Here is a 23641-nt window from a genome sequence, read left to right as displayed (position 1 = left end):
ACATCTGACAGATCTGACAGAAAGGCACGGCACCACCGTGATAGTCCGTTCGTTCAAGGACATCGAAGGCACCGACCGGCATGTGAAGGCCGCGACGGGTACCTGGGAGAGCAAGCGCATCGTCCTCGCCAAGGAGAAGGTGGGCTTCTCCCTCCACGAGACGGTCCTGTACGCGGGTACGGAGACGTCGATGTGGTACGCGAACCACATCGAGGCCGTGCTCTGCGTGGCGGGCGAGGCCGAGCTGACCAACGACGAGACCGGTGAGACGCACTGGATCTCGCCCGGCACGATGTACCTGCTCGACGGCCACGAGCGCCACACCATGCGCCCCAAGACCGACTTCCGGTGCGTCTGCGTCTTCAATCCGCCCGTCACCGGACGGGAGGACCACGACGAGAACGGCGTCTACCCGGTGCTCACCGAACCCGAGGAGGTCTGAAGCCCCATGACCACGACCACCACGACCAGCACGACCAACGTCACCGATCTCTACCCCAGCCGCGGCGCCGCCGAGGTGTCCGTCCCCCGCCAGGACCCGGTCGTCTGGGGCACGCCCGGCACGCCGGGGCCGTTCTCCGTGCCCGACCTCCAGGCGTACGAGCGTGACGGCTTCCTCGCGATCGAGGAGCTGATCGGCGAGGACGACGTCGCCCTCTACCGGGCCGAGTTGGAGCGGCTGGTCACCGATCCGGCGATCCGCGCCGACGAGCGCTCGATCGTCGAGCCCGCCACGCAGGAGATCCGGTCCGTCTTCGAGGTGCACCGCATCAGCGAGGTCTTCGCCGCGCTCGTACGCGACGAGCGGGTCGTCGGGCGGGCCCGGCAGATCCTCGGCTCGGACGTCTACGTCCACCAGTCGCGGATCAACGTCAAGCCGGGCTTCGGGGCCGGCGGGTTCTACTGGCACTCGGACTTCGAGACCTGGCACGCCGAGGACGGGCTGGCGAACATGCGGACCGTGTCCGTGTCGATCGCGCTGACCGAGAACCACGACACCAACGGCGGCCTCATGATCATGCCGGGGTCGCACAAGACGTTCCTCGGCTGTGCGGGAGCCACCCCGCGGGACAACTACAAGAAGTCGCTCCAGATGCAGGACGCGGGCACCCCGTCCGACGAGGCGCTGACCCGCTTCGCCGACCGGCACGGCATCAAGCTCTTCACGGGCCGGGCCGGTTCGGCGACCTGGTTCGACTGCAACTGCATGCACGGCTCCGGGGACAACATCACCCCGTTCCCGCGCAGCAACGTCTTCATCGTGTTCAACAGCGTGGAGAACACGGCGGTGGAGCCGTTCGCGGCGCCGGTCCGCAGGCCCGAGTTCATCGGCGCCCGTGATTTCACGCCCGTGAAGTGACCGCGGGCGTGAAGTGACCGCGGGCGTGAAGTGACCGTGGGCGTGACGTAGCCACGAGCGTGAAGAAGCCCCCGCCGGGGTCAGCCGGACAGGACGTCCAGCAGTCGGTCGACGTCGGCGGGGGTGTTGTACAGGTGGAAGGCCGCGCGCAGATTGCCCGCCCGGTCTGAGACCTCGACCCCGGCCTCGCTCAACTCCTGCTGCCGCCGGCCGAGTCCGGGCACGGACACGATCGGCGAGGCGGGGGCGGAGACCGGCGCGTGGCCGAGCCCCTGGAGCCCGGCGCGGAAACGGTCGGCGAGGGCGAGGTCATGGGCGCGTACGTTCGCCACGCCCAGCTCCTCGACGAGCGCCAGCGAGTGCCGGGCGCCCGCGTACGAGAAGAGGCTGGGGCTCTCGTCGAACCGCCGCGCCGAGTGGGCGAGTTCCGCCACCGGGCCGTAGCAGCTGTCCCAGGGCGCCTCACCCGCGACCCAGCCGGCGAACACCGGAGTGAGCCCGCCGAGGTCCTCCGGAACGACCAGGAAGGCCACGCCCCGAGGGCAGACGAGCCACTTGAAGGCGACCGAGGAGACGAAGTCGTACGCGTCGGCCTCCATCGGCAGCCAGCCGGCGGCCTGGGAGACGTCGACGTACGTACGCGCCCCGTGCTCGCGCGCGGCCCGGGCGATGCCCGCCAGATCGGCGATCCGCCCGTCCGCGGACTGCGCGGCGCTGACCGCGACGAGCGCGGTGCCCGGACGTACGGACTCGGCGATCCGCTCCAGCGGTACGGCGCGCAGCTTGAGGTCGCCACGGACGTGGAAGGGGTTCACGACGGAGCTGAAATCGTCCTCCGCGGTGAGGACTTCGGCGCCCGGCGGCAGCGAGGCGGCGATCAGTCCGCTGTAGACGGCGACCGAGGCCCCGGCCGCCACCCGGCCCGCGGGGACCCCGGCCAGCCGGGCGAAGGCGGCGCGGGCGGCCTCCACGTCGTCGAACATGTCGGACGGCCGCCCGTCGGCGACGGATTCGACGGCGGCGCGCATGGCCTCGACCGTGCGCGCCGGCAGGAGTCCGCAGCTCGCGGTGTTCAGATAGGTGTTCTTCGGGGCGAACTCGGCTCGTACGAGGCTCTCGAAGGTCTCCATGAGACCACTGTGCGGTCCCGAGCACCTCTCGTCCATTACGGAGTTTTGAGTGGTTCCGGTAAGGACTGCTTATACGTCCGCCCCGACCTGCGCTTTCACCGCCGTGCCGGACGGCTTACGGCTGCGGTACGGCGCATCCGTCCGGGCCGCAGGCCTCCGCGTCGGCGGCACCGTCCTGGATCAGCTTCAGCGGCGGACGCTCGCCCCACGCCTGGGTCAAGGCCTGTGCGAACACCTCGGCGGGCTGGGCGCCGGAGACGCCGTACTTGCGGTCCAGGACGAAGAACGGCACGCCGTTCGCGCCGAGCTCGGCGGCCTCGCGCTCGTCGGCGCGCACCTCGTCGGCGTACGCCTTCGGGTCGGCCAGCACCTCGCGGGACGCGTCGGCGTCGAGCCCGGCGGCGACGGCCAGCTCGACGAGCCGCTCGTCGTCGCCGAAGACGGTCCGCTCCTCGGCGAAGTTCGCCTTGTACAGCAGGCCGATCAGCTCGTCCTGGCGGCCCCGCTCCTTGGCGAAGTGGAGGAGGCGGTGCATGTCGAAGGTGTTGCCGTGGTCGCGGTCCCGGGTGCGGTAGTCCAGGCCCTCGGCTGCGGCCTGCGCGCCCAGGTTCTCCTCGCCGGCCTGCGCCTGTGCCTCGCTCATGCCGTACTTCTTGGTCAGCATCTTGAGCACGGGCTGGATGTCGCCCTTGGCGCGACCGGGGTCCAGCTCGAAGGAGCGGTGCACGACCTCGACCTCGTCACGGTGCGGGAAGGCGTCCAGCGCCTTCTCGAAGCGGGCCTTGCCCACGTAGCACCAGGGACAGGCGATATCCGACCAGATCTCGACGCGCATGTCTTCGGCTCTCTCCAGGTCGTACGAATACGGGCCCCTCCGGGGGCAGGAGTATGTGAACGTTCAAACGGCCGATTTCATTCCCCGGTGACGGCGTACCGCAGGAAGAGGTGGTGATCGCCTTCGGCGGGCGCGTTCTCCGGGTCCGGGACCCAGCCCTGGCGGGCGTAGAAGGCCTGAGCGCGGGCGTTGTCGACGTGCACGTCGAGGGTGGCCGTGTGCTTGCCGTCGGCCCGCCACTGTTCGAGGCAGGCCGTGTGCAGTGCCCGGCCGATGCCCTGGCGCCAGCAGTCGGGATCGACGTGGAACTGGAAGAGCTTCACGGTGTCGGCGGGCGCGTCGTCGGCCGTCCGGAAGGAGGCGATGCCCACCAGGTGCCCGTCACGCACCGCGCACAGGACATGGGCCTCGGGGCGCTCGATGCTGCCCCGCCACGCGGCGACCCAGTCCACGTCGCCGAAGGGCAGGCCGTCCGGGTAGTACGTGGAGCGGGCGCGGACGTGCAGCTCGGTGATGGCGGCGGCCTCGCTGGGCAGCGCGGTTCTGATGACGAGGGGGCCCGTGGTGCGGGGTGTGCTGATCATGCAGCGGAGGACGTGGTGGAGGGGGGCCACGGTTCCCACCCCGCGGCCGACCCCCCACCCACGGTCAGCTGCCGTCTCTCAGGTCCTTGGGCCAGTTCGGGCGGAACTCGATGCCGTCGTACGTCACCACGCACCCCTCCCCCATCGGCGACTGCGTCATGAAGCCGACGAGCGCGGCGGACGTCTCCTTCTCCTCACCCAGGGTGAAGAGCCGGATGAACGTCCAGCGCTTGCCGTCGCGGGAGGCGTGGAAGGCGAAGGCCCGACCCGTGCGGCTGATCCGCAGCCAGACGGAACTGCCGTCCACGGTGAAGGAGTTGGCGTCGTCGGAGTGCCCCCGGGTGACCACCGTGCAGACGGTGGGCACGTCCGGGGAGTACTCCAGGCAGAGCTTCGCCCAGGCCCGCTCCCCCACATGGACGTAGAGGACCCCCGCGTCGAAGGCCGCGCCGAAGCCGACCGTGACGCGGGCGATCAGCTGGAAGTCCCCCTCGGGCGCCCCGAGGAGACGGGGCGCGTCGGAGGCGGGGTCCAGTGCCTCGTCGGTGGGCGGTACGAAACGGTCCTGGCGGGGGCCGGCCCAGCCCGTGAGTATCCCGTCCTCGTGCGACCAGTGCCCGTCAGGCCCGTAGGTACGGAGCGGGAAGGGAAGTTCGGGAAGTTCGACGTCCATTCACCGAGTCTCTCAGGTCCACTCCCGCGCCCCGAAGGGGCGCGGGGAACTGCGCGATCAACCACAACGAGCCCGCAGCCCGCGAACAACCACAACCCCAACGGCGCTACCCGCGGAGCGCTACCGCTCCAGACGGCCGTCGTACCGTCGCGGCAACCCCAGCGGGTTGTCGTCCCGCAGCTCCGGCGGCAGCAGCGCCTCCGGCGCGTTCTGGTACGCCACCGGCCGCAGCCAGCGCTCGATCGCCGTACCGCCGACCGACGTCGAGGTCGACGTCGTCGCCGGGTAGGGACCGCCGTGGTGCTGGGCGGGGGCGACGGCGACACCGGTGGGCCAGCCGTTGACCAGGACGCGCCCGGCGAGCGGCGTCAGCTCGGCGAGGATCTCCGCGCCGCGGCCTTCGCCCGCCGCCTCCTCCGCCGACAACTGCACGGTCGCGGTGAGGTTGCCGGGAAGGCGCGAGAGGACCGCGCTGGCCTCGGACTCGTCCTCGTAGCGGGCGACGACCGTGAGCGGGCCGAAGCACTCCTCCAGGAGCAGGTCGTGCTCGCCCTCGGTGACGAGCTTCTGCGCGGGCACGGTCAGGAAGCCGGGGCTCACCGTGTGCTCGCCGCCCGAGCCCGGGGTCACCGGGCTCTCGACGCCGGGGAGCCCGGCGCGCTCGGCGACACCCGCGATGAAGTTGTCGCGCATGCGATGGTCCAGGAGGACGCCCGCGTCGGTGTCGCTGACGGCGTCGGTCAGGGACTTCACCAGACGGTCGCCCGCCGCGCCCGCGGGCGCCAGGACCAGGCCCGGCTTCACGCAGAACTGGCCGACGCCCAGCGTCATCGAGCCCGCGAGCCCGGCGCCGATCGCCTCGGCGCGCTCGGCCGCCGCGGCCTCGGTGATCACGACGGGGTTGAGGGAGCCCAGCTCGCCGTGGAAGGGGATCGGCACGGGGCGCGCGGCCGCCGCGTCGAACAGGGCACGGCCACCGCGGATGGAGCCGGTGAACCCGGCCGCCGCGACCAGCGGGTGCTTGACGAGTTCGACGCCCGCCTCGAAGCCGTGCACGAGGCCGATGACACCGCCCGGGATGTCGTGCCGGGCGGCGGCCCGGCGCAGTACGGCCGCGACCAGCTCGGAGAGCGCCGGGTGGTCGGGGTGGGCCTTGACCACGACCGGGCAGCCGGCCGCCAGCGCGCTCGCGGTGTCGCCGCCGGCGACGGAGAAGGCGAAGGGGAAGTTGGAGGCGGAGTAGACGGCGACGACACCCAGCGGCACCTTGTAGCGGCGCAGGTCCGGGATCGGCGGGGTCGCCGTGTCGTCGGGGTGGCTGATGACGACGTCGAGGAACGCGCCCTCGTCGACGATGCCGCCGAAGGCCCGCAGCTGGTAGCAGGTGCGGGCGAGTTCGCCGGTGAGCCGGACCGGGCCGAGCGCGGTCTCCGCGTCGGCGGCCTCGACGAGCTGTTCCTTGGCCGCTTCGAGCAGGTCCGCGGCGGTCCTCAGGAAGGCCGCGCGCACGGTGCGGTCGACGAGGGCTCCCCGGGCGGCGTGCGCGGCGCGGACGGCCTCGTCGACCTCCTGGGCCGTGGCCTCCACCGCAACCTGCTCGCGCTGCTTCCCGGTACGGGGGTCGACACTCCAGACTGGTGCTGCTGCCACCGCGGGTCCCTCCAGATGTAATGCCGCAGTTCTTGTCTCACCCACCAGCGGTGTTCGATATACTGAACGCTGTCTCTGATGGTGAATATGATGCGGAGACTATTTCCCGTCGAACGAGGGGGTCAAGGGCGATGTCGGCAGGCGAGACAGGCGGCGGAGCGCAGGTCAAGTCCGCGGTACGGACCGTGGAATTGCTCGAGTACTTCGCGGGCCGGCCCGGTATGCACTCCCTGGCCGCGGTCCAGGAGGCCGTCGGCTATCCGAAATCCAGCCTCTACATGCTGCTGCGCACCCTCGTGGAGCTCGGCTGGGTCGAGACGGACGCGACGGGCACGCGGTACGGCATCGGCGTACGGGCGCTGCTGGTCGGCACCTCGTACATCGACGGCGACGAGGTGGTCGCCGCGGCCCGCCCGACCCTGGACCGGCTCTCCGACGACACCACGGAGACCATCCACCTGGCGCGTCTGGACGGCACGAACGTCGTGTACCTGGCCACCCGCCAGTCGCAGCACTACCTGCGCCCCTTCACCCGGGTGGGCCGCCGGCTCCCCGCGCACTCGACCTCGCTCGGCAAGGCGCTGCTCGCCACCCACACCGACGAGCAGGTCCGCAAGATGCTGCCCGAGACGCTCCCCGCCCTGACCGAGCACACGATCACCGACCGGGAGAAGCTCATCGAGGAGCTGCACCAGGTCCGGGAGCAGGGCTTCGCCGTGGACCGTGAGGAGAACACGCTGGGGCTGCGCTGCTTCGGCGTCGCGATCCCCTACCGCACCCCCGCCCGGGACGCGATCAGCTGCTCGGTCCCGGTGGCCCGGCTCACCCCCGCGCACGAACAGATGGTCAAGGACGCCCTGTTCGACGCCCGCGACCGGCTGACCCTCGCCACCCGGAGGCTCTGACGATGGAAATCTCGCTCCGCCCGGTACACGACAGTGATCTGCCGGTCTTCTTCCGGCTGATGAACGACCCCGAGTCCCTGCGGATGGCCGCCTTCACCGCCGAGGACCCGACCGACCGGGACGCCTTCGACGCCCACTGGAAGCGCGTCCGCGCCTCGTCCGACGTGGTGCCGCGCACGATCCTCGCGGACGGCGACGTCGTGGGCAGCGCCGCGGTGTACGGGGATCCCGGCGAGCGCGAGGTCACCTACTGGATCGACCGGGCGTACTGGGGCCGGGGCATCGCGACGGCCGCGCTGCGGGACCTGCTGGCCGAGGTGCCCGAACGCCCGCTGCACGCGCGGGCGGCGGCCGACAACGCGGGGTCGCGGCGGGTCCTGGAGAAGTGCGGGTTCCGGGTCACCGCGAACGCCCGGGGGTACGCGCACGCGCGCGGCGAGGACACGGACGAGGTCGTGCTCACCCTGGAGGGCTGAGCGGGACTTCATGCGAGCCGGACTTCATATGAGCCGGACTTCATGAACAGCGCATGAGAAATGCGGGCGGAAGGGAACGATTCGCTCCCTTCCGCTCGTCCTTCTGAGCGGGATGAACAAGACGATCAGGCGTGCCGCCGTCTTCACTCTGCTGCTCGTGCTCTCCCTGCTGGTCAGGGCGACCTGGGTGCAGTTCTACGACGGCAAGGCACTCGCGGACAACAAGGACAACCGACGGAACGCGATCGAGCAGTACGCGAACCCGCTCGGGAACATCATCGTGGCCGGCCGGGCGATCACCGGCTCCGCGCAGACGAAGGGCAGCGACCTCAAGTACAAGCGGACGTACACGGACGGCAGCCTGTACGCGGCGGTCACGGGCTACAGCTCCCAGGTGTTCGGGGCGACCCAGTTGGAGGGCGTCTACCAGGGCCTGCTCGACGGCACGGACAACCAGCTGAAGAACCCCCTCGACACCGTCACCAACAAGCGCGCCAGCCCTGGTGACGTGGTCACGACCATCGACCCGGACGTGCAGAAGGCGGCGTACGCGGCGCTCGGCGCCAAGAAGGGCGCGGCCGTCGCGATCGACCCGACGAACGGCAAGATCCTCGCGGTGGTCTCCACTCCGTCGTACGACCCCTCGCGGCTCAGCACCGGTGACTCCGCCGCCTGGACGAAGCTGACGAAGGACGCGGACAAGCCGATGACCAACCGGGCGCTGCGCCAGCCGCTGCCCCCCGGGTCGACGTTCAAGCTGGTGGTCGCGGCGGCGGCGCTGGAGGACGGGCTGTACAAGAACGTGGACACCGGCACGGACAGCCCGAACCCGTACACACTGCCGAACACGAGGACCGACCTGTCGAACGAGAGCGCCTCCGCGCCCTGCAAGAACGCCTCGATCCGGGTGGCGCTGCAGTACTCGTGCAACAACGTCTTCGCGAAGATGGCCGTCGACCTCGGGCAGGACAAGGTCAAGGCGATGGCGGAGAAGTTCGGCTTCAACGACAGCTCGCAGGACGTGCCGGTACGGGCGTACCCGAGCGTCTACCCCTCGAACATGGACGAGTCGTCCACGGCGCTGACCGGCATCGGCCAGTACGACGTCACGGCGACCCCGCTGCAGATGGCGATGGTGTCGGCCGCCATCGCCAACGGCGGCAAGCTGGTCTCGCCGCACATGGTGTCGCAGACCAGTGACGCGAGCGGCAATGTGGTGAAGAACTACGACGACAGCACCGAAACCAAGGAGATCGTCAGCTCGACGACCGCCGAGCAGCTCCAGTCCGCGATGCAGACGGTCGTCACCGAGGGCACGGGCACGAACGCGAAGATCTCCGGCGCGACCGTGGGCGGCAAGACGGGCACGGCCCAGCACGGCGAGAAGAACAGCAAGACGCCGTACGCCTGGTTCACGTCGTACGCGAAGTCCGACTCGAACGGCAAGGAGGTCGCCGTGGCGGTCATCGTCGAGCAGTCCGACGCGGCGAGGTCCGAGGTCAGCGGCAACGGCCTGGCGGCGCCGGTGGCCAAGGCCATGATGCGGGCGGCGCTGAAGAACTGACGCACCGCGCACGACGAAGGGCCGCCCCGCACCCCTGGGGGCGGCCCTTCCTTCGTACGGTCACTTCACTCCCGTACGGTCACTTCACGCCGAACAGCTGCCTCACCGGATCGATCGCGAAGTACACCAGGAACAGCGCCGACACGGCCCACAGCAGCCAGTGGACCTCACGGATCTTCCCGAGCACCGCCTTGATCACGACATAGGCGACGAAGCCGGCCCCGATGCCGTTGGTGATCGAGTAGGTGAACGGCATCGCCGCGATGGTCAGGAACGCGGGGATCGCGATCTCGTAGCTGTCCCATTCGATGTGCTTGACCTGCGTCATCATCAGGAAGCCGACCGCGACCAGAGCGGGGGCCGCCGCCTGGAGCGGGACGATGGTGAGCAGCGGGGTCAGGAACAGGGCGAGGGCGAACATGCCGCCGGTGACCAGGTTCGAGAAGCCGGTGCGCGAGCCCTCGCCGACGCCGGCCGCGGACTCGATGTAGGCGGTGTTGGAGGAGGCGGAGGCCGCGCCGCCCGCGACGGCCGCGGCGCCGTCGATGAACAGCACCCGGCCGATGCCGGGCACCTTGCCCTCCTCGTCGAGCAGTCCGGCCTCGGCGCTGATGCCGACGATCGTGCCCATGGCGTCGAAGAAGTCCGACAGGATCAGGGTGAAGATCAGCAGGACGACGGTCAGGGCGCCGGTCTCGCCGAAGCCGCCGAACAGACTGAAGTGTCCGACGAGACCGAAGTCCGGGGTGGCCACCACGTCGGAGGGGATCTTCGGCGTGGTCAGACCCCAACTCTTGATGTCGGCGGCCGAGTTGATGATCACGGCGACCACGGTCATCGTCACGATGCTGATCAGGATGGCGCCCTTGACCTTGCGTGCCATCAGTCCGATGGTGAGCAGCACGCCGAGACAGAAGACCAGCACGGGCCAGCCGGTCAGCGAACCGGTCGCGCCCAACTGCACCGGCACGGTGGTGTTCGCGACGTCCGGGATGCGGCTGACGAAACCGGCGTCCACGAAGCCGATGAAGGCGATGAAGAGTCCGATGCCCACGCCGATGGCGTGCTTCAGCGGTTGCGGGATGGCGTTCATGACGGCTTCGCGCAGTCCGGTGAGGACCAGTACGCAGATGATCACGCCTTCGATGACCACCAGGCCCATCGCGTCGGGCCAGCTCATCAGGGGGGCGATCTGGAAGGCGACGACGGCGTTCAGGCCGAGGCCCGCGGCGATCGCGAGGGGCAGGTTGCCGCCCACGCCCATGATGACGGTCATCACCGCGGCCACCAGGGCGGTGGCCGTGACGAGTTGGCCGCTGTCGAGCTGGTGGCCGAACTTGTCCTTGGCGCTGCCGAGGATGATCGGGTTCAGGACAAGGATGTAGGCCATGGTGAAGAACGTGGCGAATCCGCCGCGTATCTCCCGGCCGAAGGTGGAGCCCCGTTCGGAGATCCTGAAGAACCGGTCGACGCTGTTCGCCGCCGGTGGCGCGGCACTTGGCCGGTCGGCCACCTTCTGGGTTTCGGACATGGCTGATACTCCTTGTGGCCTGCGTGCTGGGTGTGCGGATGCTGGCTGGATTGTTCCCGCGTTGAACCGCTTTCAGGTTTTCGCCGTGTTACGGAATCGAGTTCGGCCCGCCATACGCTGTTCGAAGCCCTGTACGCATCGCTGGTACGCTCACGCATCTCGCCCCACAGGGGCACCATTCCTTCACGGGTGGCGCACGGGGGCCGTATACGCACGCACCCGCACCGGTTGCTCAAAAGCCGCAGCAAGGAGAGGTAGCCGTGGGCACTGTCGTCGACGACGCAGCCTCCGTGGAGTTCCACGCCTTCTTCGAGCGGCACCATGCCGAACTCGCCCGCTTCGCCCATCTGTTGACCGGCGAGGCGGACGCCGCCGACGATCTGGCGGCCGACGCGCTGCTCGCGCTGTGGCACCGCTGGGACCGGGTGCGCGCGGCCGACCACCCGGTGGCGTACGCCCGCGGTGTCGTCGCGAACCTGGCCCGCACCCGGATCCGCAGCGCGGTGCGCGAGCGCAGACGGATCACACTGTTCTGGTCGCAGCGCGAGGACAAGACCGAGAACCCCGACATAGCGGGGAAGATCGACGTCCAGGAGGCGCTGCGCCGGCTGCCGTTCCGTAAGCGCGCATGTGTCGTGCTTCGGCACGCTTTCGACCTCTCGGAGAAGGACACGGCGCTCGCCCTCGGTGTTTCCGTGGGTACGGTTAAGTCCCAGACGTCGAAGGGCATGGCCGAACTGAAGCGGCTCCTCGGCACCGAAGAGGCCCCGATGCGGGTGCACGCAGGTGTGCTGCCCACGGGTGGAGCCGGAGGAAGGGACCGATGAGGAAGGCGCAGGACGTGCACGACGAGCTGCGCGCCAGGCTGCACGAGGCGGCCGAGGCGCATGAGCCCGACCGCGCGCGCATCCTGGCCCGGGTCGAGCGCGGGATGTCCGGCGCCTCCGAGCGTCGGCCCCGGCGCGCGGCGCGTCCGCCGGTGCTCGGCTGGGGACGGATCGTCGGCGCCACGGCCGCGGTGGCGGGCGTCCTCGCGGTCGGCGGCTACTGGGTGGCCGCGGCGGTGCAGGAGAACAACCCGCCGCAGCAGACGGTCGCGGTCTCGCCGACCCCGGCCGTCTCCCCGGACGCGACGAGCCGCGCGCCCGTCGTGCCGCACCCCTCGCACACCTCGGGTGCCTCGAAGCCGTCCGGGAAGGCGAGCGCCTCCCCCTCGGACACCCCCTCGGCCGCGAACTCCTCGCCCGCCGCGCCCAAGGCGCCCGCCGCGGGCAACCAGGACGGCTCGCTGTGGTCCGACGGCTCGGTCGATCCGCACAGCAACGACTTCTGGGCGCAGAGCAATGTGACCCTGAAGAACGCCGACAAGCTCACCTCGCTCACCGTCGAGTTGAAGATCAGGCAGACCGGCGGGGTCAGCGACGCGGGCTCCTGGCGCTCGGCACCCGAGAGCGACTTCACGACGACGGTCACCGAGAAGGACGGCTTCCTCGTCTACACCTGGGTGCTCAAGGACGGCCACACCCTCGCGGCCGGCCAGTGGGTCTTCGCGGGCCAGTACAACCACACCCGCGGCGGCCGGGACGCCAAGGACGACAGCTACTCGGCGGACGCGAGGAACGCGGACAGCACGCTGTCGGTGGCGGGCGACTTCGCCGCCGCGAGCGGCACCGACGGCGACTCGTAGAAAATCCCCTCGAAAAAACCTGCGGACGGCGGCAACCCTTTCCTCACCTGCGGCGACCTGGAGACGAACACGTCCTCCTCCCCGCAAGGAAACCCGCTTCATGACTGCACGAGTTGATCAGCGCGTCCGGCACCGTCGTCGCCTCACCGGGCGGCGGTCCGTGATCGGTGGGGTCGCCGCACTCGGCATCACCGGGGCCGCGCTCGTCACGACGTCGATGCTGAGCACCGCGGGCGCGAGTTCCGTCTGGCCGACGGCCAAGGGCAGCAAGGCCGTCTCGAAGACGATCTCGGTCTCGGGCACCTACGACGGCAAGCTGACGAAGTTCTTCGGCAGTGGTTCCCTCGGCACCTCCGACCAGTCGGAGAACCAGGGCCCGATCTTCGAGCTCAAGGACGGCGCGGTCCTCAAGAACGTCATCATCGGCACCCCGGCCGCCGACGGCGTGCACTGTCTGGGCAGCTGCACGTTGCAGAACGTGTGGTGGCTGGACGTCGGCGAGGACGCGGCCACCTTCAAGGGCAAGGCGTCGTCCGCGAAGTACAACGTGATCGGCGGTGGCGCGCAGAAGGCCTCCGACAAGGTGTTCCAGTTCAACGGCGCCGGCAAGCTCTCCATCACCGGCTTCCACGTGGAGAACTTCGGCAAGCTGGCGCGCTCCTGCGGCAACTGCAGGACGCAGTACAAGCGCACGATCGTGCTCAGCGACATCGACGCGACCGCCCCGGGCAAGGCGTTGGTCGGCATCAACTCCAACTTCGGCGACACGGCGACGCTGTCGAAGATCCGTGTCACCGGCGACACCAAGAAGAAACTCAAGACCTGCGTGCGTTTCAAGGGCAACAGCAGCGGCAAGGAGCCCACCGAGCTCGGCACCGGCGCGGACGGAACCTTCTGCAGGTTCACGTCATCTGACATCACGTACAAGTAATGGATCTGCTGGCCTGAGCCCCCCTCGGAGCCAGTCAGAGGAACGCCCCCGCCGGTGACGACCGGCGGGGGCGTTCACTTTCCCTCGTACGTCAGGACGCGGGTACGTCAGTTCATGGTCGAGCCGATGGTCGTCGAGCCCGTCGTCAGGAACGTGGTCGCCGGCAGCGAACCGCTCGACGAGCGGGCACCGTACGCCGTGCTCGCGTCCGTCGTCTTGAAGGACGGCGTCGAGGTGCCGCTGTCCCAGTTGTTGGCCGCGGAGACCGTGGCGGAACCGAGCTTGTCCAGGCCGCCCTTGTTGCTCACCGCGAGGTTCCTGGCGAGCCGCGCCTTGCCGGTCGCGAAGAAGAAGCCCGCGTCGGTGTTGGCGTAGGCGGTGTTGCGGTTGAGCACGATGGCCCCGGTGTTGGAGTTCTCGGTGAAGCCGTTGCCCGCGTTGTCCCAGGCCGCGTCGTTGTTCACGACGTGGGCGACCGAAGCACCGCCGCCGCCGAGCTTGAAGCCGTTGCCGTTGCCCTCGAAGGCGGAGTCGTTCCAGCGGTTCTTGCCGTTCCCGTACGACCACGAGTGCTCGATGGTGATCGGCGAGGAGAACTGCCAGAGGTCGAGGCCGTCGTCCGCGTTGTTGTAGAGGCGCGCGCCGGTGACCTTGTTGCCGGTGCCGGAGCCGAACTTGATGGCGATGCCGTCGGCGTTCTGCCCGTGGTTCGCGGCGTCGTAGTTGCCGTAACTGTCCAGGTTCTGCACGAGGTTGTCGGTCGTGCCGTCGCCGCGCAGCGTGAAGCCCGAGTCCCCGTTGTTCGCGGTGACGAGGTTCTTGAAGACGCCACCGACGGAGGAGGTGGCGACGAAGCCCTGGGCGGGCGAGTTCTGCCAGGTGATGTTCTGGACGGTCCAGTAGTCGCCGTAGATGCCGGCCAGCCAGGAACCGGCGGCCAGCTTGGAACCGTCGATCTTCACCTTCTCGCTGCCGTACGCGGTGAGCGTGATCCGCGTGGAACCGGTGCCGTTCGCCGTCGACTTCAGCGTGGCCGTCGGGTAGTACGTGCCGCCGCGCACCTGGATGGTCGTGCCCGCGGCGGCATTGGCGACGGCCGTCTGGAGCTGCGCGGTGGTGGAGACGGTGACCGTGGTGGCGGCGGCCTGCGCCGAGCCGTTGTTCGCGAGGCCGAGGTAGACGCCACCCGCTCCCGCGGCGACGGCCACCGCCGCGGCGATCGAGAGCGTACGGGTCCTGCGGTGGCGTCCGGTGCTCAGAAGCACGGGGCGTTCCTTTCCTAGGGGGACGGGAGACGAAGCGGGCCGGAGGGGCCGCCCCGGCCCGCTTCTGCTCCCGGGTCGCCGCGGTGGCGGGAAAGGTTGCCGAGGGCTCACGAAAAAGGTCGAAACTTTCGCTGGCTGTCGTGCCGCTTTCATCAATTGACGCGCTGTCCCCCACTGGCAACACTCCGAGAGCGTTTCCCCCACAGAATCCACCAGACTCCGACAGGATGTGTCATGCGACGCCGCACCGCCCGCGCGCTCCTGATCCCCGTCCTCGCGCTCCTCCTGGGCCTGCTGGCCGCCCCACCGAGCCCCGCGTCACCGTCACCTTCGGGAGCACCGCACGTGAACGAACCGAAGTACGCCGGTTATCTCTTCGCCTACTTCACCGGCGAGGGCACCGCCGACGGCGAGCAGATCCGCTACGCCCTGAGCCGCGGCAACGACCCGTTGCACTGGCGGGAGTTGAACGCGGGCAATCCCGTCCTGACCTCCACCATCGGCGAGAAGGGACTGCGCGACCCCTTCGTGATCCGCTCCCCCAAGGGCGACAAGTTCTTCCTCATCGCCACCGACCTGAAGATGTACCAGAACTCCAGCGGCAGCTGGGACTACGTGCAGCGGCACGGCAGCAGGTCCATCATGATCTGGGAGTCCACCGACCTGGTGCACTGGACCGACCAGCGCCTGGTGAAGGTGGCCCCCGACAGCGCGGGCAACACCTGGGCGCCGGAGGCCTATTGGGACGACTCGCTCGGTGAGTACGTCGTCTTCTGGGCGTCCAAGCTGTACGCCGACGACGACCCGGACCACACCGGATCGACGTACAACAAGATGCTGTACGCCACCACGAAGGACTTCCGCACCTTCAGCGAGCCGAAGGTCTGGGACGACCCGGGCTACTCGGTGATCGACTCGACGGTCATCAAGAACAAGGGCAGCTACTACCGCTACACCAAGGACGAGCGCGATCCCAGCTCCTCCAGCCCCTGCTCGAAGTTCATCACCGGCGAGAAGTCGACCTCCCTGACGAACACCAAGTACGACTTCGTCTCGGACTGCATCGGCAGCGGCTCGATCGACCGCGGCGAGGGCCCGACGGTCTTCAAGTCCAACACCGGGAACAAGTGGTACCTGTTCATCGACGAGTACGGCAGCCGCGGTTACGTCCCCTTCGAGACGACCGACCTCGACTCGGGCAAGTGGACCATGTCGACGAACTACCAGCTGCCCGCGAGCCCCCGGCACGGCACGGTGATGCCGGTGACGCAGGCGGAGTACGACCGGCTGCTGGCCGCCTACCCGGTGACCGGCACGTCGGTCGTGGACGCGACCGCGAAGGGCCAGAACGGGTATGCGATCGTCACCGAGTCGGCCTCGAAGGTCGTCCTGCCGATGAAGCCGGACACGGACCTCAGGCACCTCGCCCCCACCCTCGCGGTCGGCGCGGGCGCGAAGGTCAGCCCGGCCTCGGGCACCCCCCGGGACTTCCGCACCCCGCGCACCTACACCGTGACGGCCCCGGACGGGACGAGCCGGACCTGGACGGTCGAGGCGGTACCCAACCGCAGCCCGGTCCTCCCCGGCCTCAACGCCGACCCGGACGTCCATTACCTGGACGGCCAGTACTGGATCTATCCGACGACGGACGGCTACGCGGGGTGGAGCGGGACGAGCTTCAAGGCGTACTCGTCGAAGGACCTGGTCCACTGGAAGGACCACGGTGTGATCCTGGACCTGGGACCCGATGTGTCCTGGGCGGACAAGAACGCCTGGGCCCCGGCGATCGCCGAACGCGACGGCAAGTACTACTTCTACTTCTGTGCGGAGCAGCAGATCGGCGTGGCCGTGGCCGACTCCCCGGCCGGTCCCTTCAAGGACGCGCTGGGCAGACCCCTGGTGGCCAAGGGCCGGTTGACGGGCCAGATGATCGACCCGGCGGTGTTCACGGACGACGACGGGCAGTCGTACCTGTACTGGGGCAACGGCCACGGATACGTGGTGCCGCTGAACGCCGACATGGTGTCGTTCGACGCCTCGCAGGTGCGGGACATCACGCAGCCCGACTTCCGTGAGGGATCCTTCGTCGTCGAGCGGCGGGGCACGTACTACTTCATGTGGTCCGAGGACGACACCCGCAGCGAGAACTACCACGTCGCCTACGCCACCGGACCGTCCCCGCTCGGTCCGTGGACCAAGCGGGGCACGATCCTGTCCAAGCGCCCGGAGTACGGCATCAAGGGCACCGGACACCACTCCGTGGTGAACGTCCCCGGCACCGACGACTGGTACATCGTCTACCACCGGTTCGCCCTGAACGGCCCCGGGAAGGCGGGCGGGGACGGCACGCACCGGGAGACCACCATCGACCGCATGGAGTTCGCGGCCGACGGAACGATCGAACCGGTGGTGCCGACCCTGGAGTCGATCCGCCCCGTACGGACCGGCTCCTGAGTACTACGGGTCCTGAGTACTAGCTGACGAAGTACGTCGGGTTCGGGAGCTTGAACGTCTTGTCGGCGTAGCCTCCGTCGAGGTCGGAGTACTGGTCGCCGAAGTTGGCGACGATGTCGTACCCGAGGGACTCGATGTGCTTACGGGTGCCGGACTTGTACTGCACGGTGGTGCAGTTCCAGGCGGCGGCCGTGGCGCAGGCGCTCAGGTAGGCCGGCGGGTTGGCCGCGTCCTTGAGGAACATGTGGTCGGCGTCGAGGTTGATGTCGGCGCCGACCTTCTTCAGGTTCGCGACCGCGGAGACGCGCTGCGACTCCTTCAGGCCCGAGTTGTAGAAGACCTCGACGCCCTTGGACTCGGCGTACGCGACGAGTTCGGGGGTGCCGAAGACGGCCGGACGGTCGGCCTGGGCCACGTACGCGGCCCAGGAGGCCGAGTTGTACGTGTAGTTGGTCTTCTTCTCGTAGTCGAGGGAGAGCAGCAGCGTGTCGTCGACGTCGAAGACGACCGCGGGCTTCTCGCCGTGGTGCTTCGCCTTGCGCGCCGCCTTGTCGATGTAGTGCTTGGCGTCCGACTCCAGGCGCGCCAGGTCCTTGGCGTACTGGCTGTCCTTGGACGCCTGGTACACACCGTTGCTGTCGAGCGTGGTGCCGTAGTAGGTGTCGATGTCCTTGACCAGGAGCCCGATGTTGTAGGGCTCGTGGGTCGAGTTGGCCGTCGACTGGCCGGCGGTGGCGACGCCGGTGCCGTAGAGGGCGCCGCCGGCGACGGCACAAGCGGCCGCGATGGCTGCCGCTCTGAGGGACTTCCGCATGGATTCTCCGGATCTGGGTGATGGGTGACCAGGTCATTCCGCGCCAGGTCAGGGACTGTCTACGCGCATCACGCATGCCATGCGGGAGGCTTTATCCGATCGAGACCTCACCCGCGGGCGGCAACTCCCCGGATGCATTGCCCGCAGGTGGCGTCCACTTGACCTTCCCTTGAACCGGTTCTCCTAGGGTCGGAACGCACATGCGAACGATGCGTCAGACGGGGAGAGCCGCATGGGTGATGGCAACGGCGACGGCATGGTTCTGCACATCCACACCGCCGATCCGAAGCGCGCGGCGCCGGACTTCCACGAAGGGGCCAAGAACCTCAGCAAGGCACTCACCACCCTCGTCACCACCCTGGACAGCCTGGGAAAACCCTGGGGCGACGACAAACAGGGCAAGGAGTTCGGGGACGCCTACTCACCGCAGCAGAAGAAGATAGAGAGCGCGGCGGGCACCCTCGTACTCGGTCTGGTGAGCATCCATGAGGCCATGAAAGACCTGGCGGACGGCACCGTCGACAACGACCAGCTCATCGCGGGAATGTTCACCGAGGTGAAGACCGCCGGGACCGACAAGGCAGGGAGCGACGGTTCCGGTGAGCGTTGAGGACGAGGCCAAGAAGATCCTGCTGAAGCTGGGCCTGTGGTGGCCGGACGCCAACTCCGGTTCGCTGCGGGCCGCGGCCACCGCCTGGCGCACCTTCGCCGACGCGGTCGACGACGTACGGGGACCGGTGCACACGAGTGCGTCCTCCCTCATCCACCACAACTCCGGCGAGTCGATCGACGCGTTCGAGAAGTTCTGGAACCGCTACGCCAAGGGCAAGGACGCCGGCTGGCTGAGCGACCTGGCGGAGTCCTCCCGGGCGATGGCGAAGGCCCTGGACAAGTTCGCGGACGCCATCGACGACGCCATCAACAAACTCTGGACGCAGATCGGCATCGACGCCGCCGTGATCGCGGGCGGGGTGGCGCTGGCCTTCTTCACGGCGGGCCTCGCCTCCGGAGCCGCCGTCGCGGCGGCCGACGCCATCATCGAGTTCGGCGCCACCATGGGCATCGCGGTCTCCACCACCGTCGCGGAGATAGCGGCGGGCACCCTGGTCGCGGCGGCCTTCGGCGGTATCGAGTCGGTCACCGTCGACCTGGCCGTGGCCCAGCCCCTGAAGATGGTCACCGGTCTGCAGCAGGGCTTCAGCCTGGACGAGGTCAACCAGGCCGCCAAGGACGGCATGATCTTCGGCGGCGCGCTGGGCGCGGGCGGCGGCGTACTGAAGGCGGGCATGGAGGGCGCGTTCAGCGACACCACTCCCCTCCTGCTGCGCCCGCCGTCCCTCCGCCCCGACCTGGTCGAGCTGGGACCCGCCGCGCGCAACGCGGATCGCACGCCGTGCGTCGGCGAGCCGATCGACGTGGCGACGGGCGCCATGCTGATGTCCCAGACCGACCTCACACTGCCGGCGTCCCTTCCCCTCCTCTTCCAGCGCACCCACCTGTCCTCCTATCGGGGCGGGGTCTGTTTCGGCCCGACCTGGATCTCCACCCTCGACGAGTGCGTGCAGATCGACGGCGAGGGTGTCGTCTTCGCGGCGGCGGACGGCATGCGGCTCGTCTACCCCGTGCCGGAGCCGGATGTGCCGACCCTCCCTCTGAAGGGCGCGCGCTGGCCACTGCGCTGGGACGGCAAGCCCGACGGCCTCATGACCATCACCGACCCCGACTCCGGAGTCGTCCGCACCTTCAGCACCCCCTTCGCCTCGGGCTCCTTCGGCGTCTTCCATCTCCCCCTGGACTCCTGGAGCGACCGGAACGGCGCTCGCATCGACGTCGAGCGCGACGACGAAGGCATCCCGTTCGGCATCCGCCACTCCGGCGGCTACTACCTGGCCGTCGACACCCAGGGCCCCCGCGTCACCGCCCTGCGCCTGCTCGACGAACCCCCCTCCCGCTACGGCCCCGACGGCCCGGTGGGCGAGGGCACGCCCGTCATGCGGTACGGCTACGACCCGTCCGGCAACCTCACCGAGGTCATCAACTCCAGCGGTGAGCCGCTCCGGTTCACCTACGACGACCAGGGCCGGATGACGCGCTGGACCGACCGCAACGGGACCTGGTTCTCCTACGTCTACGACGAACGCGGCCGCGTCGTCCGCACCGAGGGCGTCGACGGCATCCTCTCGGGCACGCTGACGTACGACGAGGCGGCGGCCACGACGACGTACACCGATTCACTCGGCCGCGTCTCCAGCCATCGATACAACTCCGAGGGCCTGGTCGTCGAGGAGACGGACCCGCTGGGGCATGTCACGCGCACGGAGTGGGACGCGTACGGGACCAAACCCCTCGCCGTCACCGATCCACTGGGCGGTACCACCCACTACGCCCACGACGAGTCCGGGAACCTGACGGAGCTCACCCTGCCGGACGGGTCGGTGGCCCGGGCGACGTACAACACGCTCGGTCTGCCGACGGAGGTCGTGGAGCCGGGCGGTGCGATCTGGCTGCACACTTACGACGAGCGCGGCAACCTGCTGACGACCGTCGACCCGTGCGGCGCCGAAACCCTTCACACCTACGACGAGTCGGGCCGTCCGACAGCCCACACGGACGCGCTCGGTCACACGCGCAGGACGGCCTACGACGCGGCCGGGCTGCCCATCGCCCTCACCGACGAACTGGGTCACACGACCTCCGTGCGCCGGGACCTCTTCGGCCGCGTCGTCGAGGTCACCGACCCGCTGGGCCACGCCACCCGCATGGGCTGGACCACCGAGGGCAAGCCCGCGTGGCGCGAACGGGCGGACGGCGCACGGGAGTCGTGGACCTGGGACGCGGAGGGCAACCTGCTGTCCCACGTCGACCCCGCGGGCAACACCACCCTGCACACCCCCACGCACTTCGACGTGCCGGCCACCCGGACAGACCCGGACGGCGCGTGCTACGAGTTCGCCTACGACACCGAGCTGCGGCTGACCGGCGTCACCAATCCGCAGGGCCTGACCTGGTCGTACACCTACGACGAGGCGGGCCGCCTGAGGGTGGAGACCGACTTCGACGGCCGGACACTGACGTATACGCACGACGCGGCGGGTCGGCTGACCTCCCGCACCAACGCGGCCGAAGAGACTCTGCGCTTCACCCGGGACACGCTGGGCCGGGTCGTGGCACAGCACACCGGAACGAACGACGTCACGACGTACGCCTACGGTCCGGACGGCGAGCTCTCCCGCGCGGCCGACGCGAACGCCGAGGTCGTACTGGAACGCGATGCGCTGAGCCGCGTGCTGTCGGAAACCGTGAACGGACGCACGACCACGTTCACCTACGACGTGCTCGGCCGCCGCACTCGCCGCGTGACACCGTCGGGCCTCGTCTCCGACTGGACGTACGACCCGGTGGGGCGGCCCGTCGAACTACGGTCGGCAGCGGGATCTCTGACCTTCTCCCACGACGCAGCGGGCCGCGAGACGGAGCGCCGTGTCGGCGCGGACGTGACGCTCGCACAGAGCTGGACCACGGCCGGACGTCTGACCACGCAGTCCCTGACGTCGACGTCGGGGGCGACCGGAGCGGACCGCCACCTCCAGCACCGCACCTATGCCTACCGGGCCGACGGCTATCTCACCGAGATCCGTGAACTCACCTCGGGCACCCGCCGTTTCGACCTGGACGGCATCGGCCGGGTCGTCGGTGTACGGGCGCACGGCTGGACCGAGACGTACGCATATGACTCGGCGGGCAACGTCGTGCGCACCACCGGACCCACGCACGAAACTCCCGACGAACGCGAGTTCGATGGCACGCGTATCCGCCGGGCCGGCCGCACCACCTACGAACACGACCCGCACGGCCGTCTGGTGCGCAAGTCGCGCAAGCTCCTCAACGGCCGGAGCCTCACCTGGACGTACACCTGGAACGCCGAGGACCGACTGACCGAGGCGGTCACCCCGGAGGGCGACCGCTGGCGGTACACCTATGACCCGCTGGGCCGCCGCACCGCCAAATACCGGTCGGCCGAGGACGGCTCCGAAGCCGACCGTACGGAGTTCACCTGGGACGACACTCGGCTGGCCGAGCGGACCGCACCGGACGGCCGCGTCAGCACCTGGGACTACGCACCGGACAGCCACCGCCCGGTCGCCCAGACCGACCACAAGCCGCCGCCCGCGTCCGTCGGTACGTCCTTCCTGGCCCGGTTGGCGCAGGAGACGAGCCCCGAGCGCGAGGCGTGCTTCCACGCCGTGATCACGGACCCGGTCGGCACGCCCACGGAACTGGTCTCGGCGACCGGGGACTTGGCCTGGCAACGGCGTACCACCCTCTGGGGCACCGGCTTCCCGTCTCCGCAGGACGACGAGGCGACGGTCGACTGCCCGTTGCGCTTCCCGGGGCAGTACGCCGACCGCGAGACGGGGCTGCGCTACAACCTGCACCGCTACTACGACCCGGAGACCGCCCGGTACATCAGTCCCGACCCACTGGGGCTGGAGCCCGCGAACAATCCTTACGCGTACGTGGTGAACGCACTGGGCTGGACGGACCCCCTGGGCCTCGCCCCCAAGTGCGGTATCGACCTTTCCAACGCGACCCCGTACAGCGGCCGGTTCCCCAAGTCGGCGAAGCCGAACGAGGTCCTGGTGCGCCGCAAGGACGACGGAACCGTGACGGCCTACGCTGTTTACGATGATCAAGGACTCCCCGTCAAACGCGTCGACGTGGACCCGAATTCGGCGCCGCACGGCGGAGTTCCGGCGCCGCACGTGCTGGAGACGCACAAGAATGTGAATCCCAAGACCGGGCAGACCTTCCTGACGTGGGACAAGATGCCGCGCCCCGCCAGGGCCGACGAGCTTCCTCAGTGAGCGAGAAGAGTATTCGATGGACCCCATGAACATTCCGGACGTCAGAGAGTGGACGGAGGCGGTCGGCGACGGGACGGACTATCTGGACTACCTCTCCCAGCATGCGGGGCTGGGCGAATGGGCCGCCCTCGCCCGGGTTTTCATGCCACGGTTCGTGGAGATCGAGGGCTGCGTACTCTGGGACCGTGTCTACGATCCGGCGAACTTCCGTACCTGGCAGGACCAGTTGCAGGGTGACGCCACGTCGATCGAGGCCACGTTGAACGAATTCCGACTGTGGGAGTACATCGACATTCCGGAAGACAGCGAATCCGAGGCCGGCGGCCTCGCCCTGGCGGAGGAGATCGCGGCTTCCTGGCGCCGGTGCCTGAGCGAGACGTTCCCGGATCGCGCCTTCGCCGTCGCGGCCTCCGCGACGGAGGACGGCCCCGTCGTGGGTTTCGTGACGATCCGGTGAATCCGGGGAGATTCAGCGCGGGGAATACTCCGCACCGGCCGCCGCGAGCGGCCCGCGGCTGGTCGAATTCCGCCGGAAGTAATTGTTGTGAACGGATCTGAGAAATTGACTGAAGAGTTCAACCTCGCCGCGGGGTCGCACGGCCCCTCGCCGGTCGTCCTCGCCGTGTTCCTGCTGGGTGGCCTGGGCGCCCTCTGGTGCGGAGTGAGTTGGGCGTTCGACGTACGGGGGATCACCACCCGACGCTCCGAGCGGATTCGCCGCAAGAATGAGGAGAGCTGGGCGGCGATGGGGCGCCTGGGCGGGTCTCCCACCCTCTTCGCGACCCCTGGCTATCTCCGGTTCCTGGGTGCGCTGATGGCGTTCGCCGGTGTGATCCTGTGCGTGGTGGCGTACGCCCTGTGGCACTTGGGCTGAGTGTGCGCCGACGTACGTGCGGGAAGCGGTCGGCCGTGCCGCT

21 protein-coding genes are annotated in these 23641 nt (G+C 69.1%); 13 read left to right on the top strand and 8 right to left on the bottom strand.

The genetic code is table 11. The features are described from left to right. Nucleotides 1-37 precede the first annotated feature (37 nt). Together KVT44_RS35735 and thpD are read left to right on the top strand one after the other, a co-directional pair. Nucleotides 38-442: an ectoine synthase gene (locus KVT44_RS35735; RefSeq protein ID WP_099923372.1), complete on the top strand. Its 405-nt coding sequence runs from the start codon at nucleotides 38-40 to the stop codon at nucleotides 440-442. A gap of 6 nt (nucleotides 443-448) precedes the next feature. Next, nucleotides 449-1360: an ectoine hydroxylase gene (gene thpD, locus KVT44_RS35730; RefSeq protein ID WP_217571558.1), complete on the top strand. Its 912-nt coding sequence runs from the start codon at nucleotides 449-451 to the stop codon at nucleotides 1358-1360. 80 nt (nucleotides 1361-1440) lie between these two features. Here the strand turns inward: thpD and KVT44_RS35725 are convergent, their stop codons facing one another. The 5 genes from KVT44_RS35725 to KVT44_RS35705 form a co-directional block, all read right to left on the bottom strand. After that, nucleotides 1441-2490: an aminotransferase class V-fold PLP-dependent enzyme gene (locus KVT44_RS35725; protein WP_254650354.1), complete on the bottom strand. Its 1050-nt coding sequence runs from the start codon at nucleotides 2488-2490 to the stop codon at nucleotides 1441-1443. Between the two features lie 115 nt (nucleotides 2491-2605). After that, complete coding sequence (locus tag KVT44_RS35720) at nucleotides 2606-3325, bottom strand: DsbA family oxidoreductase (protein ID WP_217571554.1); 720 nt, start codon at nucleotides 3323-3325, stop codon at nucleotides 2606-2608. A gap of 77 nt (nucleotides 3326-3402) precedes the next feature. Beyond that, the gene (locus KVT44_RS35715) at nucleotides 3403-3909 is read right to left on the bottom strand and encodes a GNAT family N-acetyltransferase (RefSeq protein WP_217571552.1); all 507 of its coding nucleotides are present in this window, start codon (nucleotides 3907-3909) and stop codon (nucleotides 3403-3405) included. 64 nt (nucleotides 3910-3973) lie between these two features. Next, nucleotides 3974-4582, bottom strand: a complete 609-nt coding sequence (locus KVT44_RS35710; protein ID WP_054232288.1) for a DUF1349 domain-containing protein — start codon at nucleotides 4580-4582, stop codon at nucleotides 3974-3976. A 120-nt stretch (nucleotides 4583-4702) separates the two neighbouring features. After that, a complete protein-coding gene (locus tag KVT44_RS35705; protein ID WP_217571550.1) occupies nucleotides 4703-6232 on the bottom strand; it encodes an aldehyde dehydrogenase (NADP(+)) in 1530 nt (509 codons plus the stop codon). Nucleotides 6233-6363: 131 nt separating this feature from the next. On the opposite strand from KVT44_RS35705, the gene KVT44_RS35700 reads away from it, so the two are divergent. The 3 genes from KVT44_RS35700 (at nucleotide 6364) to KVT44_RS35690 (ending at nucleotide 9177) form a co-directional block, all read left to right on the top strand. Beyond that, complete coding sequence (locus KVT44_RS35700) at nucleotides 6364-7137, top strand: IclR family transcriptional regulator (protein ID WP_028803360.1); 774 nt, start codon at nucleotides 6364-6366, stop codon at nucleotides 7135-7137. A 2-nt stretch (nucleotides 7138-7139) separates the two neighbouring features. Continuing rightward, the gene (locus KVT44_RS35695; protein WP_217571548.1) at nucleotides 7140-7613 is read left to right on the top strand and encodes a GNAT family N-acetyltransferase; all 474 of its coding nucleotides are present in this window, start codon (nucleotides 7140-7142) and stop codon (nucleotides 7611-7613) included. A gap of 112 nt (nucleotides 7614-7725) precedes the next feature. Further along, the gene (locus KVT44_RS35690; RefSeq protein ID WP_099923366.1) at nucleotides 7726-9177 is read left to right on the top strand and encodes a penicillin-binding protein 2; all 1452 of its coding nucleotides are present in this window, start codon (nucleotides 7726-7728) and stop codon (nucleotides 9175-9177) included. Between the two features lie 79 nt (nucleotides 9178-9256). On the opposite strand, the gene KVT44_RS35685 is transcribed toward KVT44_RS35690, so the two are convergent. Next, nucleotides 9257-10708: an NCS2 family permease gene (locus tag KVT44_RS35685; protein ID WP_097284153.1), complete on the bottom strand. Its 1452-nt coding sequence runs from the start codon at nucleotides 10706-10708 to the stop codon at nucleotides 9257-9259. A 260-nt stretch (nucleotides 10709-10968) separates the two neighbouring features. Between KVT44_RS35685 and KVT44_RS35680 the strand changes: the two genes are divergently transcribed. From KVT44_RS35680 to KVT44_RS35670, 3 genes are all read left to right on the top strand, one after another. Further along, nucleotides 10969-11535: a SigE family RNA polymerase sigma factor gene (locus tag KVT44_RS35680; protein WP_060902186.1), complete on the top strand. Its 567-nt coding sequence runs from the start codon at nucleotides 10969-10971 to the stop codon at nucleotides 11533-11535. Next, a complete protein-coding gene (locus KVT44_RS35675; protein WP_217571546.1) occupies nucleotides 11532-12395 on the top strand; it encodes a hypothetical protein in 864 nt (287 codons plus the stop codon). The genes KVT44_RS35680 and KVT44_RS35675 overlap by 4 nt, the downstream gene beginning before the upstream one ends. 100 nt (nucleotides 12396-12495) lie before the next feature. After that, complete coding sequence (locus tag KVT44_RS35670; protein ID WP_217571544.1) at nucleotides 12496-13326, top strand: pectate lyase; 831 nt, start codon at nucleotides 12496-12498, stop codon at nucleotides 13324-13326. Nucleotides 13327-13433: 107 nt separating this feature from the next. Here KVT44_RS35670 and KVT44_RS35665 read toward each other — a convergent pair whose 3' ends face one another. Next, entirely contained in the window at nucleotides 13434-14591 is a 1158-nt protein-coding gene (locus KVT44_RS35665; protein ID WP_190170336.1) for a right-handed parallel beta-helix repeat-containing protein, read from the bottom strand. Between the two features lie 234 nt (nucleotides 14592-14825). On the opposite strand from KVT44_RS35665, the gene KVT44_RS35660 reads away from it, so the two are divergent. Continuing rightward, nucleotides 14826-17045, top strand: coding sequence for a family 43 glycosylhydrolase (locus tag KVT44_RS35660; RefSeq protein WP_217571542.1), 2220 nt, complete (start codon nucleotides 14826-14828; stop codon nucleotides 17043-17045). Nucleotides 17046-17064: 19 nt separating this feature from the next. Here KVT44_RS35660 and KVT44_RS35655 read toward each other — a convergent pair whose 3' ends face one another. Continuing rightward, a complete protein-coding gene (locus tag KVT44_RS35655) occupies nucleotides 17065-17859 on the bottom strand; it encodes an HAD family acid phosphatase (RefSeq protein WP_217571540.1) in 795 nt (264 codons plus the stop codon). Between the two features lie 232 nt (nucleotides 17860-18091). On the opposite strand from KVT44_RS35655, the gene KVT44_RS35650 reads away from it, so the two are divergent. From KVT44_RS35650 to KVT44_RS35635, 4 genes are all read left to right on the top strand, one after another. Further along, nucleotides 18092-18469: a hypothetical protein gene (locus KVT44_RS35650; RefSeq protein ID WP_217571538.1), complete on the top strand. Its 378-nt coding sequence runs from the start codon at nucleotides 18092-18094 to the stop codon at nucleotides 18467-18469. Then, nucleotides 18459-22724, top strand: coding sequence for an RHS repeat-associated core domain-containing protein (locus tag KVT44_RS35645; RefSeq protein ID WP_217571536.1), 4266 nt, complete (start codon nucleotides 18459-18461; stop codon nucleotides 22722-22724). The genes KVT44_RS35650 and KVT44_RS35645 overlap by 11 nt, the downstream gene beginning before the upstream one ends. Before the next feature lie 25 nt (nucleotides 22725-22749). Then, nucleotides 22750-23181 (top strand): hypothetical protein, encoded by a 432-nt coding sequence (locus tag KVT44_RS35640; protein ID WP_254650353.1) that lies wholly within the window; start codon nucleotides 22750-22752, stop codon nucleotides 23179-23181. Nucleotides 23182-23286: 105 nt separating this feature from the next. Next, a complete protein-coding gene (locus tag KVT44_RS35635; protein ID WP_190170330.1) occupies nucleotides 23287-23598 on the top strand; it encodes a hypothetical protein in 312 nt (103 codons plus the stop codon). Nucleotides 23599-23641 lie beyond the last annotated feature (43 nt).

The organism is Streptomyces sp. GbtcB7 (genome assembly GCF_019091445.1).
In the GTDB taxonomy this organism is placed as follows: Bacteria; Actinomycetota; Actinomycetes; order Streptomycetales; family Streptomycetaceae; genus Streptomyces; species Streptomyces mirabilis.
This window is presented reverse-complemented; position numbering and strand designations above follow the sequence as displayed.

Excerpts from the sequence above, each read along its gene's own strand:
- KVT44_RS35640 (WP_254650353.1), top strand. The coding sequence starts at position 22,750 with ATGAACATTCCGGACGTCAGAGAGTGGACGGAGGCGGTCGGCGACGGG.
- KVT44_RS35715 (WP_217571552.1), bottom strand. The coding sequence starts at position 3,909 with ATGATCAGCACACCCCGCACCACGGGCCCCCTCGTCATCAGAACCGCG.
- KVT44_RS35660 (WP_217571542.1), top strand. The coding sequence starts at position 14,826 with ATGCGACGCCGCACCGCCCGCGCGCTCCTGATCCCCGTCCTCGCGCTC.
- KVT44_RS35690 (WP_099923366.1), top strand. The coding sequence starts at position 7,726 with ATGAACAAGACGATCAGGCGTGCCGCCGTCTTCACTCTGCTGCTCGTG.
- KVT44_RS35720 (WP_217571554.1), bottom strand. The coding sequence starts at position 3,325 with ATGCGCGTCGAGATCTGGTCGGATATCGCCTGTCCCTGGTGCTACGTG.
- KVT44_RS35695 (WP_217571548.1), top strand. The coding sequence starts at position 7,140 with ATGGAAATCTCGCTCCGCCCGGTACACGACAGTGATCTGCCGGTCTTC.
- KVT44_RS35685 (WP_097284153.1), bottom strand. The coding sequence starts at position 10,708 with ATGTCCGAAACCCAGAAGGTGGCCGACCGGCCAAGTGCCGCGCCACCG.
- KVT44_RS35675 (WP_217571546.1), top strand. The coding sequence starts at position 11,532 with ATGAGGAAGGCGCAGGACGTGCACGACGAGCTGCGCGCCAGGCTGCAC.
- KVT44_RS35655 (WP_217571540.1), bottom strand. The coding sequence starts at position 17,859 with ATGCGGAAGTCCCTCAGAGCGGCAGCCATCGCGGCCGCTTGTGCCGTC.
- KVT44_RS35710 (WP_054232288.1), bottom strand. The coding sequence starts at position 4,582 with ATGGACGTCGAACTTCCCGAACTTCCCTTCCCGCTCCGTACCTACGGG.
- thpD (WP_217571558.1), top strand. The coding sequence starts at position 449 with ATGACCACGACCACCACGACCAGCACGACCAACGTCACCGATCTCTAC.
- KVT44_RS35725 (WP_254650354.1), bottom strand. The coding sequence starts at position 2,490 with ATGGAGACCTTCGAGAGCCTCGTACGAGCCGAGTTCGCCCCGAAGAAC.
- KVT44_RS35650 (WP_217571538.1), top strand. The coding sequence starts at position 18,092 with ATGGGTGATGGCAACGGCGACGGCATGGTTCTGCACATCCACACCGCC.
- KVT44_RS35700 (WP_028803360.1), top strand. The coding sequence starts at position 6,364 with ATGTCGGCAGGCGAGACAGGCGGCGGAGCGCAGGTCAAGTCCGCGGTA.
- KVT44_RS35670 (WP_217571544.1), top strand. The coding sequence starts at position 12,496 with ATGACTGCACGAGTTGATCAGCGCGTCCGGCACCGTCGTCGCCTCACC.